Here is a 13,204-nt window from a genome sequence, read left to right on the forward strand (position 1 = left end):
TCGGGCCCGTGCGCCAGCCTTCCGCGACCGCGATCATCCCGCCCGCGACCTCGAACACGCGGCCCGTCACGTCGGCCGACAGCGCGCTGCCGAGCCACACGACGAGCGGCGCGACGTTGGCCGGGTCGAAATAGTCGAAGCCGCCGTCCTCGGGCTTCTTCATCATGTCGGCGAACACGCCTTCGGTCATCGACGTGCGTGCGGCCGGCGCGAGTGCGTTCACGCGCACGCCGTAGCGCTGCAGCTCGGCCGCCTGCATCAGCGTGAGCGCGGCGATGCCGGCCTTCGCCGCGCCGTAGTTCGACTGGCCGATCGAGCCTTGCAGGCCGGCGCCGGAACTCGTGTTGACGATCCGCGCGTCGACCGCGTGGCCGGCCTTCGCGGCATCGCGCCACACGCGCGCCAGCACGCTCGACAGGCAGAAGTGGCCGCGCAGATGCACGCGCATCACGTCGTCCCAGTCGGTTTCGGTCATGCTCGTGAACATCTTGTCGCGGCAGATGCCCGCGTTGTTGACGAGCACGTGCACATCGCCGAACGCTTCGCGGGCCGCGTCGACGATCCGCTGCGCCGTTTCGACGCGCGTGATGTCGTCCGCATTCGCAAGCGCGTTGCCGCCGTGTCGTGCGATCTCGTCGCACACGGCCTGCGCGGCCTCGTGCCGGATGTCGTTGACGACGACCGCCGCGCCTTCGGCCGCGAACGCGAGCGCATATTCGCGCCCGAGCCCGCCGCCCGCGCCGGTAATGATGACGGTGCGTCCGTTACAGATTCCCATGCTGGTGCCTCGTGGATCGTGAGATCGTGAAAGTGACGCGCTCACAGGCGCTCGATGATCGTGACGTTCGCGAGGCCGCCGCCCTCGCACATCGTCTGCAATCCGTACCGGCCGCCGGTGCGTTCCAGTTCGTGCAGCAGCGTCGTCATCAGCCGCGCACCGGTCGCGCCGAGCGGATGGCCGAGCGCGATGCCGCCGCCGTTCGGGTTGGTCCTTTCATGCGGGAAACGCGTATCGGCCAGCCACGCCTGCGCGACCGACGCGAACGCCTCGTTCATCTCGACGACGTCGATCTGCGACCAGTCGAGCCCGCTCTTCTTCAACGCGGCCCGGGTCGCCGGGATCGGCGCGGTGAGCATCCACAGCGGATCGTCGCCGAGCACGCTCAGGTGATGGATGCGCGCACGCGGCGTGAGGCCGTAGCGCTTCAACGCGTCCTCCGACACGATCAGCAGCGCGGCGGCCGCATCGCAGGTCTGGCTCGCGACGGCGGCCGTCAGCGAGCCGCCCGGCGTCAGCGGTTCGAGCGTCGCCATCTTTTCCAGCGACGTGTCGGGGCGCGGCGTCTCGTCGTGCAGCACGCCTTCGAGCGGCACGATTTCCCGCTTGAAATGCCCGGCCTCGATCGCGGCGACCGCACGGCGGTGGCTTTCGAGCGCATAGCGCTCCATCGCGTCGCGCGACAGGTTCCAGTGATCGGCGATCCGCTGCGCGGCGACGAACTGCGACACCGGCGCATCGCCGAAGCGCGCGCGCCAGCCGGTGCTGCCCGAGAACGGGTCGTCGAAGCCGAGCGGCGCCGCGCAGGTCATCGCGGACGAAATCGGGATCTGCGTCATCGTCTGCACGCCGCCCGCGACCACCACGTCCTGCACGCCGCTCATCACGGCCTGTGCGGCGAAATGCACGGCCTGCTGCGACGAGCCGCACTGGCGGTCGACCGTCACGCCCGGCACCTGCAGCGGCAACCCGGCCGCGAGCCAGCAGGTGCGCGCGATGTTGCCCGCGAGCGGGCCGATCGTGTCGACGCAGCCGAACACCACGTCGTCGTATTCGTCGGCGGGAATCGCGTTGCGCTCGACGAGCGTCTTCAGCACGAAGCCGCCGAGGTCGGCTGCATGCACGTGCGCGAGCCCGCCCTTGCGGCGGCCGGTCGGCGTGCGCAGCGCGTCGACGATATAGGCTTGTTTCATTGACGGGTTTCCTCGAGGTCGAAGGTCTGCGCGGGGCCGATCGGCAACGCGTCGCCGAGGATCGCGTCGGCCACGCGGGCCTTGTGGAACGCGCTGTCGCCCCAGCTGCCGGAGAGCGCCCAGATGCGCTTCATGAAGATCTGCAGGTCGAGCTCCCACGTGTAGCCGATCGCCCCGTGCACCTGCATCGAGTGACGCGCGGCGAGCTGCGCGGCCGACGTCGCCGCGAGCTTCGCGTGGGACACGAACACCGCGCGCTGCGGGTGATCGTCGGCGATCGCCTGCGCGGCGCGCGCGACCACCGGCCGCGCGAACTCGTAGCGGATCGCGACATCGGCAAGCAGATGCTTGAGCGCCTGGTACGACCCGATCGCCTTGCCGAACTGCTTGCGCTGCGCGCTGTAGTCGATCGCGACGTCGAGCACGCGCTGCGTGAGGCCGAGCAGTTGCGCGGCGACCGCGAACGCGCCGTGGTCGAGCGCACGGTCCAGCAGCGGCGCGGCTTCGTCGGCGCTTGCGATGCGCGTGGCCGCCGACGGCTCCCAGTCGAGCGTGAACAGCCGCCGCGACGGGTCGACGCTGTCCACCGCGCGCCACGCACACTGCGCGGGATCGACGCGGTGCAGCTCGCCACGGTGCTCGCAAAGGAGCGCTTGCGCGACGTGCACGTCGGCCGCATACGGGTTCACCGGATGCACGAGCGCGACGCGCGCGCGCCCTTCGGCGATGTCGCGCAGCAGCGCGTCGCGCCAGTCGCTCGCCGGCAGCCGCGCGAGCACGCCGGCCGAGACGAGCGCCGTGTCGAGCAGCGGCTCGGGGCTGCCGAAGTAACCGTAGGTCTGCGCGAGCAGCGCCCATTCCGCTTCGCTCAGGCCGAGGCCGCCGTGCGCCTCGGGCACCGACACCGCGGTCAGCCCCTGCGACGCGAACAGCGCCCACAGGTCGTCCGAACGCCCGGTCGGCGTGGCCCAGAGCTCGCGGATCAGCTCGGGCGTCATCTCGGTCATCAGAAGGCGCTTCACGCTGTCCGCGAGCGCTTCCTGGTCTTCATCGAATACGAAATCCATACGATGTCCGTTCAGTGAGGGTGGCGCCGGCGCCGTCATGCGCGCGGCATGCCGAGCATCCGTTCGGCGACGATGTTGCGCTGGATCTCGTTGGTGCCCGCGTAGATCGTGCCGGCCTGCGCGAACAGGAAGCCGTCGAGCCAGTGGCCGAGCGTCGCGTGCTGCGCGGCCGTCTGCGGGACGACCTCGCCGTGCGCGCCGAGAATGTCGAGCGCGGTCTGGTGCATGCGCAGGTCGAGTTCCGACCAGAACACCTTGTTGGTGCTCGACTCCGCGCCGATATGGCCGCCCTTCAGCAGCCGGCTCGCGGTCGCGTAGGTCGACAGCGCATACGCCTGCGCATCCATCCACGCCTGCACCACGCGCTCACGCAGCGTCGGATCGCGATCCGCGCTGTCGCGGTGGGCGAGATACAGGTCGCGCAGGGCCTGCGCGGTGCGCTGGAAGCGCGCGGGCGAACGCAGCATCAGCCCGCGCTCGAAGCCGGCCGTCGCCATCGCGACCTGCCAGCCCGCGCCTTCGGCCGCGAGCCGGTTCTCGACCGGCACGCGCACGTCGTCGAAGAAGATTTCCGCGAAGCCCGTCTGCCCGTTCAGCTGGCGGATCGGCCGCACCGTGATGCCCGGCGCGGACAGCGGCACCATCAGGAACGTGAGCCCGTGGTGGCGTGACGATTCCGGGTCGCTGCGGAACAGCCCGAACAGCCAGTCGGCCCACACCGCGCGCGTCGACCAGATCTTCTGGCCGTTCAACACGTATTCGTCGCCGATCCGGGTAGCCGTCGTGCGGATCGCGGCCATGTCGGACCCTGCATTCGGCTCCGACCAGCCCTGCGCCCATACGTGCTCGCCGGCCGCCATCGCGGGCAGGAAACGCGCCTTCTGCTCCGCGGTGCCGAAATCCATCAGCGTCGGGCCGAGCAGGAAGATGCCGTTCTGGTTCACGCGCATCGGCGCTTCGGCACGCCAGTACTCTTCCTCGAAGATCAGCCACTCGATCAGGTCGCAGCCGCGCCCGCCCAGCTCGCGCGGCCACGTGACCATGCTCCAGCGGCCCGAGTGCAGCGTGCGCTCCCATTCGCGGTGCGCGGCGAAGCCTTCCTCGGTGTCGAAGCTCGGCAGCCGCTCGCGCGGCACGTGCGCGGCGAGCCATTCGCGGATCTCCGCGCGAAACGCCTGTTGCTGCGGCGTGTAGGTCAGGTTCATGCGCGTGCCTCCTCGACGGTGGCCTGCGCATCGAAACGCGCGTCGCGCTTCTCGACGAACGCGGCGCGCGCTTCGGTCGAATCGTTCGTCATGTATGCCTGCAGCGTGAAGCCCTGCTCCCAGCGGTACTTGTCCTCGAGGTCGCCGTCCTCGACGCCGTTCAGCGCCTCCTTCGCGAGCCGCACCATCGCCGGGCTCTTGTCCGCGATCTTGCGGGCGAGCGCGAGCGCCGCGTCGCGCAGCGTGTCGCGCGTCACGACCTGCTCGACCGCGCCGAGCCGGTACGCTTCGGCCGCGTCGATCATCTCGCCCGTGAAGTACATCGCGCGCACCTTCTGCACGCCGAACAGCCGCTGCAGGTGCGCGCCGCCGCCCATCGCGCCACGGTCGATCTCGGGCACGCCGAAGCGTGCGCAGTCGGCCGCGACGACGATGTCCGCCGCGCCGCAGATGCCGATCCCGCCGCCGAGCACGAAACCGTGCACGGCCGCGATCACCGGCTTCGGGTTGCGGTGCACGGCGCGGAACGTCTCGTAATTGCCCGCGTTGACCGCCACGATCCGCTCCGGATGCGCGGCCAGTTCCTTGATGTCGACGCCCGCGCAGAAGCCGCGGCCTTCGCCACGCACGACGATCACGCGGACCTCGTCGTCCTCGCCGAGCGCATCGAGCGCGCGGGAGAGCGCATGCCAGCCCTGCGCGTCGAGCGCGTTCACGGGCGGATGGGCGATCACCAGCTCGGCGATGCCGTCGGCGCGATCGATCCGGAACGGCATCGCGCCGGCCGGTTGGTTGGATCCTGTCATCTCCATTGCCTCCCTGTGATGTTGTTCATGCGGCCTGCGCTGCCGCCGTGCCGCGCAGCGCGGCCAGTGCGTCGAGTCGCTCGCCGGCTTCCGCGACGATCCGTGCGATCAGCGCGTCGCACGGTTCGATCGCGCCGATCATCGCGGCCGCCTGGCCGCTCGGCAGCACGCCTTCATCGGGGCGGCCCTCGACGATCGCGCGCTGGATCAGGAACGGCGCGTTCGCCGCCATCAGCGTCTGGCTCGCCGTGTAGTCGTGCGAGCGCAGCGCCTTGATCGCGAGGCCGAGCATGTCGCCCGTGCTCAGGCCGTTCTGGCGCCGCCATGCGTCGGCCGTCTTCAGCGCGAACAGCGTGCGGCGCAGCGGGCCGAAGCGCTCGAGCTTCAGCAGGTACGGGTTGTCGATCATCCGTTGCGGCAGCCCGTCGAGCGCGTCCGACACGCGGATGCGTGCCGGGTCGCCGACCGCGACGTAGCGTTCGAGCGTCTCGCGCGGCACCGGCGATTCGGCGCTCATCAGGAAGCGCGTGCCCATCGCGATGCCGGCCGCGCCGTACGCGAGCGCGGCAGCCAGCCCGCGCCCGTCGAAGAACCCGCCGGCCGCGACCACCGGCACCCGCACCGCGTCGAGCACCTTCGGCAGCAGCAGCGTGGTCGGCACCGAGCCCGTGTGGCCGCCGCCTTCCGCGCCCTGCACCGTCACGATGTCCGCGCCGAGCTCGACTGCCTTCACCGCATGCTTCGGTGCACCGACGGTCGGCATGCAGACGACGCCGGCGTCCTTGAAGCGGCGGATCGTCTTTGCATCCGGCCCGCGGCCGTAGCTCACCGCGCGCAGCCGGTGCCGGATCGCCAGCTCGACGACCTGCTGCGCGTTCTTCTGGAACATGTGGAAATTGATGCCGAACGGCTTGTCCGTCAGCGACTTCACCTTCAGGATCTCGGCCTCGACCTGCTCGGGTTCGAGCGTCGCGCCGGCCAGGAAGCCGAAGCCGCCGGCGTTCGCGGTCGCCGCGACGAGCCGCGCGTCGGCCACCCAGCCCATCGCGGTCTGCACGATCGGATAACGGCAGCCGAGCAGGTCGCACAAAGGCGTATGCAGCGGGCTTTGAAGCGTCTGAAGCGTCGTGCTCATGCGGCCGCTCCGTTGACGGCGACCGGTGCGGGCGCGTCGCCGCGATCAACGCCGTTCGGCTGACGCTGCGAACTGGCCATGCTGCGCGCGTCGTAGCCGCCGAGACGGTCGCCGCTCACGAGCTCGTTGTGCGCATGCGCGAAGTGATGCCACGCGAACGCCGCATCCATCGCCGCGCGCTTGCCCTGCAGTTCCTCGACGTGATTCAGTGCCTGCTTGGTCAGCGCGAGCCCGAGGCGCGGCATCGTCGCGATCTTCGCGGCGATCGCATAGGTCGCGTCGTGCAGACGTTCGCGCGGCACGACGCGGTTGACCATCCCCATCTGGTACGCACGCTCGGCCGGCATCCGTTCGCCGAGGAACAGGAATTCCTTCGCGATGCGCGGGTTCAGTTCGTAGGCGTGCGCGAAATACTCGACGCCCGGAATCCCCATCCGCACGACCGGATCGGCGAAGAACGCATCCTCGGACGCGACGATCAGGTCGCACACCCACGCGAGCATCAGCCCGCCCGCGATGCATGCGCCCTGCACCATCGCGACCGTCGGCTTCGGCAGGTCGCGCCAGCGCCGGCACATCCCGAGGTAGACCTCCTGCTCGCGTACATAGAGGAATTCGCCGCCGTCCTTGTCGACGTGGTCGTACCACAGCGATGCGCGATCGAACGACTCGTGGATGTCGCGGCCCGGCGTGCCGATGTCGTGGCCCGCCGAGAAATGCTTGCCGGCGCCCGCGAGCACGATCGCCTTCACCGCGTCGTCGTGCGCCGCGCGCCGGAACGCCGCGTCGAGCGCATACGTCATCTTCGAGTTCTGCGCGTTGTGATACTCGGGGCGGTTCATCGTGATCGTCGCGATGCCGCCGTCGACCGCGTAGTCGACGACACCGTCGCCGAACGTCATCTGGGTCGCTTCCATGTAGGACCTCATCCCCGGCGCGGCGCCGGATTGTTGCGCACGATCGTCGCGCGCAGGTTGTGCGGATCGAGCGCACGCACGATGCGCAGGTCTTCCGCGTTCGGCGCGGCCGTCGTGCCGAGCTCCGGATGCGCGATCAACGGGAAGCCCGTCGCGTCCTGCACCTCGTCGAAGCTCACGCCCGGATGCAGCGAGCGCACGCGGATCGCGTGGTCGGGGCCGCCGAAATCCATCACGCACAGGTCGGTGACGATGCTGCGCAGGTCGACGAAGGTTTTCATGCCGGGCAGCCGGCGCGCCGGGTTGTGGCCGACCGTGCACACCATGTCGACTTCGCCCGCGACGAACGTGCGCTTGCCGTGGCCGCTGACGAAGAACGAGTTCGCGTGGTTCGTCGTGTTGCCGGGGAAGCCGCGCGCGCCGAGCAGCTGGGTTTTCGGGCGCGCGTAGTCGTCGCCGAGCCACGAGATGTTGGCCTGGCCGAAACGGTCGATCTGCGTCGGCATCACGAGCGCATGGCGGCGGCCGTGCCACAGGCAGTCGAACACGCGTTCGTAGGTCATCCAGCCGCTCGCCTTCACGCGGTAGCCGTCGGGGCGCGGGCCGAGCGGCACCGGCTCCTCGACGAGATACGCTTCGCCGTCGGTCAGCATCAGCCCGTTGTTGTACGCAAGCCGCGCGAGGCCGGCCGCGAGCCGCGGGCCCGTGCCGATGCCGGTCGCCAGCACTTCGCCGTCGTCGCGCCAGAGTCGCGCGGACGCGACGATCATCAGTTCCGCGAGGGAATGGTCGAGAGATTCGCTCACAGGCGCTCCTTTACAGAATCGGCAACGGCAGCGTCGTCACGTGCGACAGCCCGCCGACGCCTTCGAGGTACTGGCGTTCGTCCTGGCCGACCACGTCGCGCAGGTACGCCGCCGTCTTCGCATCGTCTTCCGCACTGGCGCAATACGCGCGCAGGTGCGGCAGGTCCCAGCCGTAGGCCGGCCCGCACGACGTCGGGTGTGCGCCGCCCGGCGCGTGCACGACGCCGGTGACGAGCGAGCGCTCGAACGGATTGCGTTTCGCTGCGTCGAGGTCTTCGCTCGCGAGCGACGCGTCGACCGTTTCCGCCGACACGTAGCAACGCTGCGCGGCGCGTGCCATCCACGCGTCGAAGAACGGATCGGGGCCGTCGATGCGCGTGTTGCCCATCCGGTCGGCCGCGTTCACGTGCAGCAGCGCGGCGTCGAGGTCGATCGCCGGCATCGCGAGCAGCGTTTCGCCGTCGTCGTACGGCGACTGCACCGTGCGCAGTTGCGGCGCGTGATCGAGCAGCGCGGTGCCGAGCCCGGCACGCGTCGGCAGGAACGGCAGCCGGGCGGCCGCCGCGCGCAGGCCGAGCTGCAGCATCCCTTCGTCGAGTTCCAGCACGTCGATGCGGCCCTGTTCACGCGCACGACGGAATTGCGGTTCGAGCGGGATCACGTCGAGCGACACGAAGCCGAACACCACCTTGCGTACCTTGCCGGCCGCGCACAGCAGCCCGACATCGGCGCCGCCGTACGCGACGATCGTCAGGTCCTTCAGGTTCGAGCGCGCGATTTCGCGCACCAGTGCCATCGGCTTGCGCCGCGGCCCCCATCCGCCGATGCCGATCGTCATGCCGTCGGCGAGTTGCGCGACCACGTCGCGCGCGGACATCGTCTTGTCGAGAGATTTCATCGTCATCCTGCTGGCTCACCGGTATCCGATGCTGAAATCGTGGCCCCACTGGCTCACCTTCGTGGCCTCGAACACCGCGTGCTTCGACCAGTCGACCGTGAGGCCGCCGAAGCCGTATTCGAGATCGAAGCCGCCGGGGGTCTTCGTGTAGAAAGAGATCATCTGGTCGTTGCAGTGACGCCCGAGCGTCGCGGACATCTTCACGTCGTGCGCGGCGACGCGATCCAGCGCGCGGCCGACTTCGTCCATCGAGTCGACTTCGGCCATCACGTGCACGCAGCCCGACGGCACGGCCATCTCGAACAGCGCGAGGCTGTGATGGCGCGCGTTGCGGCAGTGCATGAAGTGGATGCGCTTTTCGGGTTCGGCGGGATCGGGCGTGAATTTCACGCGATAGATGTCGGACAGCTCGAAGCCGAGCACGCCGCGCACGAACGCGTCGGTCGCGTCGAACTGCGGCGCGGGCAGCACCACGTGGCCGAGCCCCATGTCGCCGGTGACGAAGTGCGCGACGCCCAGCGGCGACACGAAACGGCGGAAATCGCAGCGCGCCCCCCAATACAGCTCGTGACGGTTGCCGGACGGGTCGGTGCACCACGCCATCGCCTGCACGCGGCGCAGCGCGGCTTCAGCGGACGTCGCGCGGATCGGCTCGACGCCTGCCCGCTGCAGCACCGCCAGCGCGGCGTCGAACGCGGCGCCGTCGGGCAGCTCCCAGCCCGACGCGAAATAGCGGTCGGCCGCGCCGGGGACGATCACGTAGCGGAAATCGCGCTCGTCCATCTTCAGGTACAACGCGCCGTCGGGCGCGTCGAGCGCCTGCATGCCCAGCACGTCTTCCGCGTAGCGGCGCCACGCATCGACGCGCGTCGCCTCGACGACGACATAGCCAAGCGCACGGACATCGATCATGTCGGCCTCCTCCTGGTTCAGAATCCGTTGTTCGTGAAAGGATTCTGGCCGGTCGGGGGTGGTGTTACATCGTCTGTTGGGACGAGAGGCGGCGGGGAATCGGAGCGGCGCAGACGCGCGCGGCAGCCCGGCGGAACGGGCCATGCCTGCGGAAGGAGACGGAGAGCCGGTACAGGTTGCCGCGACGCGGCAACCGGGATCAGTCGAACGGGTTCAGCAACCTGACGCCGGTGCGGGCGAAATCCGCGACGTTGCGCGTCACCACGGTGAGATCGTTGATCAGCGCGGTGGCCGCGATCAGCTTGTCGAGTTCGTGCGTCGGATCGGGCACGCGCAAATGCCCCCACGTCTGGCTGATCTCGATGTCGACCGGCAGGATGTTCGGTGCATAGCCGGCCAGGATGGTTGCCACCCACGCCTCGAGCGCCGACGCCTGGGGGTGATCGCCGCGATGACGGATCAGGTCGACGCCGCGGCGAAGTTCAGCAACTGTCACGACGGACAGGTAAAGCGGGCTGGCGTCCGCCGCGGCCTGCCTGAAGAACGCCCGCACGCCACGGTTGGTTCGCTTGCCCTTCCTGATTTCACTGATGACGTTGGTATCAATCAAATACACGCCTGGCCTCGCCGGAATCCTGAATACGTTGAAAATCCGCGTCTTCGCCGACATCGGGCATGCTCATCAGCACTTGCGCAAATGTCTTTCGCTTCGGCCGGCCGAGCGCATCGGCCAGAATGGCCCGATGTTCGGCCTCGGCACTCCGGCCATTTGCCGCAGCCCGCTCGCGCAGGCTCTGAACGATATTGTCATCCACGTTACGCACCAGTAGATTTGCCATGGTTCCCTCCATCCGGATTGATATCAATGATAGCGCCATGACCGGGAATTGCAATCATTGCTATCATCGCCAACAACGGAAGGAGGACGGTGGTTGGCGTCAGCGAACGGCAACGGGCCGCATGAACCCTTTCGGCATGCGCCGCTCGCCCGACACGTCGAACTGCTGTTTGAAAGGTAAGCCGGATCGAAACGGCGGGGAAGACAGCCGATCGGCTAGTCACGGCTGAACGGCCTGCGCGGGCGCGCGCCGATCGATGCGGGACGGCTGCATTCACCGACTCCGCGCGCGGTGCTCGCGAGGGTCGTCGGCCCTCCCGTGCCGACATCCGTTGGCCCGCCCGTACCGGCGATGCCGGCCATTCCCCGCCCGGCACACGCAACGACGCCCCGCCGCTCAGAACCGATACGAAATCCCGATCTGCAACACCGGATACCACCGGTAGCGCGACATCACCTGCCGCAGCGAATCCAGCCCGCTCGCGGCCAGGATCTGGCTCTTCACGGGCCCGGCCGCGGCCGCCAGCTCCGGCGACAGCGTGTACGAGCATTTCGGTATCCCGTACGCAACGCCGAGGTCGGCGACGAATCCCAGCCCTTTCGACGCCGGCCGGTGCCCGTAGCCGATCCCGAAGTACGGCATCACGGTCGGATAGCGCGCTTCGGCCACCGCGTACATCCCCGGCCGCGCCGGATAACGCTTGCCGCCGAACACGTAAGTGCCATTGGTCGGCACCGATACGCCGCGAAGCTCGTCGTCGTTGAAGCGTAGCCCGAGCGTCGCGCGGAAGCCGCTGCCTCGCCACGGAAAGATGTCCGCGTACAAGCCTCCCTGGCGCAGCTTCAGGTCGTCCTGGTAGCGATTGCCGGCCACCGTGAAGTCATGCGAAAGATCGATCGCATTGAAATCCGCATGCGCACCGAGCATCGAATTGAAGCTCACGGCCGCGCCGATGCCGACGCCCTGCGTGCCGCCCTGCAGGTAGATTTCCTGCGCATGCGCACTCGCGGCGAACACCACCGCGACGAATGCCCATTGGTTAACTGTCGTTTTCACGGGCGCCTCCCCCGACATGTGCCGGGCGCGCCTCGCCAACGCATGCGGCCTGCGTCGCCGTGCGTGATGCGAACCCCGGCACGACACCTTGCAAGCACGCTTGCTGTTCGACGGATCGGGAACACGTTGCCCATGCGCATGACCGATACGACATGCGCGGCAGGTATGTCGCGAGAGGCGACGCCCGCGGCCCGATCCGATTCCCCGTTTGTTTCGATGTCGTTGCATGCCGCCGACGCGTTCGTCGTTCTCGCGAAATTCGTTTGCACCAGCGGCACCGGGTCAACCGCAAGGCACGTGCCATGCGGCGCAAATCGAAGCGGGAAAAGCGTGTCCGCGTCGCACAGGCGGCAACGCGGGGCGCAATGGTGGGGAAATGTTTCAGGAACGTATCCGTATCCGGCGCGCCGAGCCGAAAGGCGCGATTGGCGGAATTGCGCGTCGATCGCGCAGCGCCTGTGGATCGAGGCCGGACGGCCGTCAGCGCACGCGCGTCGCCACGACGATCAATCGTGTGCAGAGGAATACGTCGGAAAAGCGTTGCAAAAGTGTGACCTTTTGCCGGGCGCACGCGATGCCGATGCGCGATCGTACGTGACGAGGCAGGGTGAATACCGATGCGTGCGCATCCATCTGTCCGAGCCCGGCACAGATGCGATACGCGAGCCGATCGGTATATCGGCCCGCGTCGTCGATGATTTTCGGAAGGGATGGCGCGCGATATCCGCGCGCAAAACTACCGACCGTTCAGATACGGTTGTCCGAATGAATTTGCCACTTCGGCGTGCCGCTACAACCCATACCCACCGGAAACATTCAACTGCTGCCCGGTAATGTAACCAGCCCGATCCGACGCCAGAAACACCGCCGCCCGCCCGACATCGTGCGCCTTCCCCCAGCGCTTGAGCGCGAGCATCTTCTGCGTCTCGTCGATCCACGCCTGGTCGAACTGCCCCTGTTCGAGCAGCACCGGAAACATCCCGGCCTCGATCACGCCGACCAGGATCGAATTCGCGCGAATGTCGTAGCGCCCTTCCTCGCGCGCCAGCCCTTTCACCAGCGCCTCGTTCGCCGCCTTCGGTGCGACCGACAGCCCGTCGCGCTCGGGCCAGCGCAGATGCCCGGCCGACCCGAGCGTCACGAACGATCCGCCGCCCGACGCACGGAAGTGCGGCAGCGCGGCCTTCGCCGCGACGAAGAAGCCGATCGTCTCGACGTCGATCGCGCGGCGCCAGTCGTCGTGTGTCATGTCGCCGATATGACGCTGGTTCACGAACGGCCCGGCCGCCCAGACCACCGTGTGCACGCGGCCATGCGCGCCGATCGCGGCCGCGAGCGCGGCGTCGACCTGTGCGGAATCGGTCACGTCCACGCAGTGCGTGGTGGCCGCGACACCCTCGCCGCGAATGTCGCGCGCGACCCGCTCGGCCACGTCGGCCTTGCTGCGGTAGCCCACCGCGACCGGCACGCCGGCCCGCGCGAACTCGAGCGCGACACCCTGCCCGATCCCGCCGCTGCCGCCGAACACCAGCACCGCACCCTGCGGAAACCCGTTGTCGTTCATGCGTTCATCCCGTTCGTGTACGGCGGCG

General features: G+C 68.7%; 14 protein-coding genes. All 14 read right to left on the reverse strand.

The window, feature by feature from the left end; genetic code table 11:
• The coding region (locus DPV74_RS21075; protein ID WP_119337897.1) for an SDR family oxidoreductase at positions 1-778 on the reverse strand (778 nt) is incomplete at its 3' end.
• A gap of 41 nt (positions 779-819) precedes the next feature.
• Complete coding sequence (locus tag DPV74_RS21080; RefSeq protein ID WP_027791727.1) at positions 820-1,971, reverse strand: acetyl-CoA C-acetyltransferase; 1,152 nt, start codon at positions 1,969-1,971, stop codon at positions 820-822.
• A complete protein-coding gene (locus DPV74_RS21085) occupies positions 1,968-3,038 on the reverse strand; it encodes an acyl-CoA dehydrogenase family protein (protein ID WP_119337898.1) in 1,071 nt (356 codons plus the stop codon). Before DPV74_RS21085 ends, DPV74_RS21080 begins: the two co-directional genes overlap by 4 nt.
• Positions 3,039-3,073: 35 nt before the next feature.
• On the reverse strand, positions 3,074-4,243 hold the full coding sequence (locus DPV74_RS21090) for an acyl-CoA dehydrogenase family protein (RefSeq protein WP_119337899.1): 1,170 nt from the start codon (positions 4,241-4,243) through the stop codon (positions 3,074-3,076).
• Complete coding sequence (locus tag DPV74_RS21095; protein ID WP_034196055.1) at positions 4,240-5,055, reverse strand: enoyl-CoA hydratase family protein; 816 nt, start codon at positions 5,053-5,055, stop codon at positions 4,240-4,242. The genes DPV74_RS21090 and DPV74_RS21095 overlap by 4 nt, the downstream gene beginning before the upstream one ends.
• 19 nt (positions 5,056-5,074) lie before the next feature.
• Positions 5,075-6,184 carry a nitronate monooxygenase family protein gene (locus DPV74_RS21100; protein WP_119337900.1) on the reverse strand — a complete coding sequence of 370 codons (1,110 nt, stop codon included), beginning with the start codon at positions 6,182-6,184 and terminating at the stop codon, positions 5,075-5,077.
• On the reverse strand, positions 6,181-7,101 hold the full coding sequence (locus tag DPV74_RS21105; protein ID WP_059697339.1) for an enoyl-CoA hydratase: 921 nt from the start codon (positions 7,099-7,101) through the stop codon (positions 6,181-6,183). Before DPV74_RS21105 ends, DPV74_RS21100 begins: the two co-directional genes overlap by 4 nt.
• Before the next feature lie 8 nt (positions 7,102-7,109).
• Positions 7,110-7,907 carry a CoA-transferase subunit beta gene (locus tag DPV74_RS21110; RefSeq protein WP_119337901.1) on the reverse strand — a complete coding sequence of 266 codons (798 nt, stop codon included), beginning with the start codon at positions 7,905-7,907 and terminating at the stop codon, positions 7,110-7,112.
• A gap of 10 nt (positions 7,908-7,917) precedes the next feature.
• Positions 7,918-8,811: a CoA transferase subunit A gene (locus tag DPV74_RS21115; RefSeq protein ID WP_119337902.1), complete on the reverse strand. Its 894-nt coding sequence runs from the start codon at positions 8,809-8,811 to the stop codon at positions 7,918-7,920.
• 9 nt (positions 8,812-8,820) lie between these two features.
• On the reverse strand, positions 8,821-9,717 hold the full coding sequence (locus tag DPV74_RS21120; protein ID WP_119337903.1) for a VOC family protein: 897 nt from the start codon (positions 9,715-9,717) through the stop codon (positions 8,821-8,823).
• 199 nt (positions 9,718-9,916) lie between these two features.
• Positions 9,917-10,387 (reverse strand): type II toxin-antitoxin system VapC family toxin, encoded by a 471-nt coding sequence (locus DPV74_RS21125; protein ID WP_175755016.1) that lies wholly within the window; start codon positions 10,385-10,387, stop codon positions 9,917-9,919.
• Positions 10,320-10,556 carry a hypothetical protein gene (locus tag DPV74_RS21130; protein ID WP_021159426.1) on the reverse strand — a complete coding sequence of 79 codons (237 nt, stop codon included), beginning with the start codon at positions 10,554-10,556 and terminating at the stop codon, positions 10,320-10,322. Before DPV74_RS21130 ends, DPV74_RS21125 begins: the two co-directional genes overlap by 68 nt.
• A gap of 396 nt (positions 10,557-10,952) precedes the next feature.
• On the reverse strand, positions 10,953-11,630 hold the full coding sequence (locus tag DPV74_RS21135; RefSeq protein ID WP_027791761.1) for a hypothetical protein: 678 nt from the start codon (positions 11,628-11,630) through the stop codon (positions 10,953-10,955).
• Between the two features lie 772 nt (positions 11,631-12,402).
• Positions 12,403-13,176 carry an SDR family NAD(P)-dependent oxidoreductase gene (locus DPV74_RS21140; protein ID WP_119337904.1) on the reverse strand — a complete coding sequence of 258 codons (774 nt, stop codon included), beginning with the start codon at positions 13,174-13,176 and terminating at the stop codon, positions 12,403-12,405.
• Positions 13,177-13,204: the final 28 nt, after the last annotated feature.

Source organism: Burkholderia sp. HAN2018, assembly GCF_024704855.1.
GTDB classification, from domain to species: Bacteria; Pseudomonadota; Gammaproteobacteria; order Burkholderiales; family Burkholderiaceae; genus Burkholderia; species Burkholderia cepacia.

Bases quoted from the DNA above. Each gene is read 5' to 3' on its own strand.
- DPV74_RS21115 (WP_119337902.1), bottom strand. From the start codon at position 8,811: ATGACGATGAAATCTCTCGACAAGACGATGTCCGCGCGCGACGTGGTC.
- DPV74_RS21080 (WP_027791727.1), bottom strand. From the start codon at position 1,971: ATGAAACAAGCCTATATCGTCGACGCGCTGCGCACGCCGACCGGCCGC.
- DPV74_RS21105 (WP_059697339.1), bottom strand. From the start codon at position 7,101: ATGGAAGCGACCCAGATGACGTTCGGCGACGGTGTCGTCGACTACGCG.
- DPV74_RS21135 (WP_027791761.1), bottom strand. From the start codon at position 11,630: ATGTCGGGGGAGGCGCCCGTGAAAACGACAGTTAACCAATGGGCATTC.
- DPV74_RS21125 (WP_175755016.1), bottom strand. From the start codon at position 10,387: ATGTCGGCGAAGACGCGGATTTTCAACGTATTCAGGATTCCGGCGAGG.
- DPV74_RS21140 (WP_119337904.1), bottom strand. From the start codon at position 13,176: ATGAACGACAACGGGTTTCCGCAGGGTGCGGTGCTGGTGTTCGGCGGC.
- DPV74_RS21100 (WP_119337900.1), bottom strand. From the start codon at position 6,184: ATGAGCACGACGCTTCAGACGCTTCAAAGCCCGCTGCATACGCCTTTG.
- DPV74_RS21095 (WP_034196055.1), bottom strand. From the start codon at position 5,055: ATGGAGATGACAGGATCCAACCAACCGGCCGGCGCGATGCCGTTCCGG.
- DPV74_RS21120 (WP_119337903.1), bottom strand. From the start codon at position 9,717: ATGATCGATGTCCGTGCGCTTGGCTATGTCGTCGTCGAGGCGACGCGC.
- DPV74_RS21090 (WP_119337899.1), bottom strand. From the start codon at position 4,243: ATGAACCTGACCTACACGCCGCAGCAACAGGCGTTTCGCGCGGAGATC.
- DPV74_RS21085 (WP_119337898.1), bottom strand. From the start codon at position 3,038: ATGGATTTCGTATTCGATGAAGACCAGGAAGCGCTCGCGGACAGCGTG.
- DPV74_RS21130 (WP_021159426.1), bottom strand. From the start codon at position 10,556: ATGGCAAATCTACTGGTGCGTAACGTGGATGACAATATCGTTCAGAGC.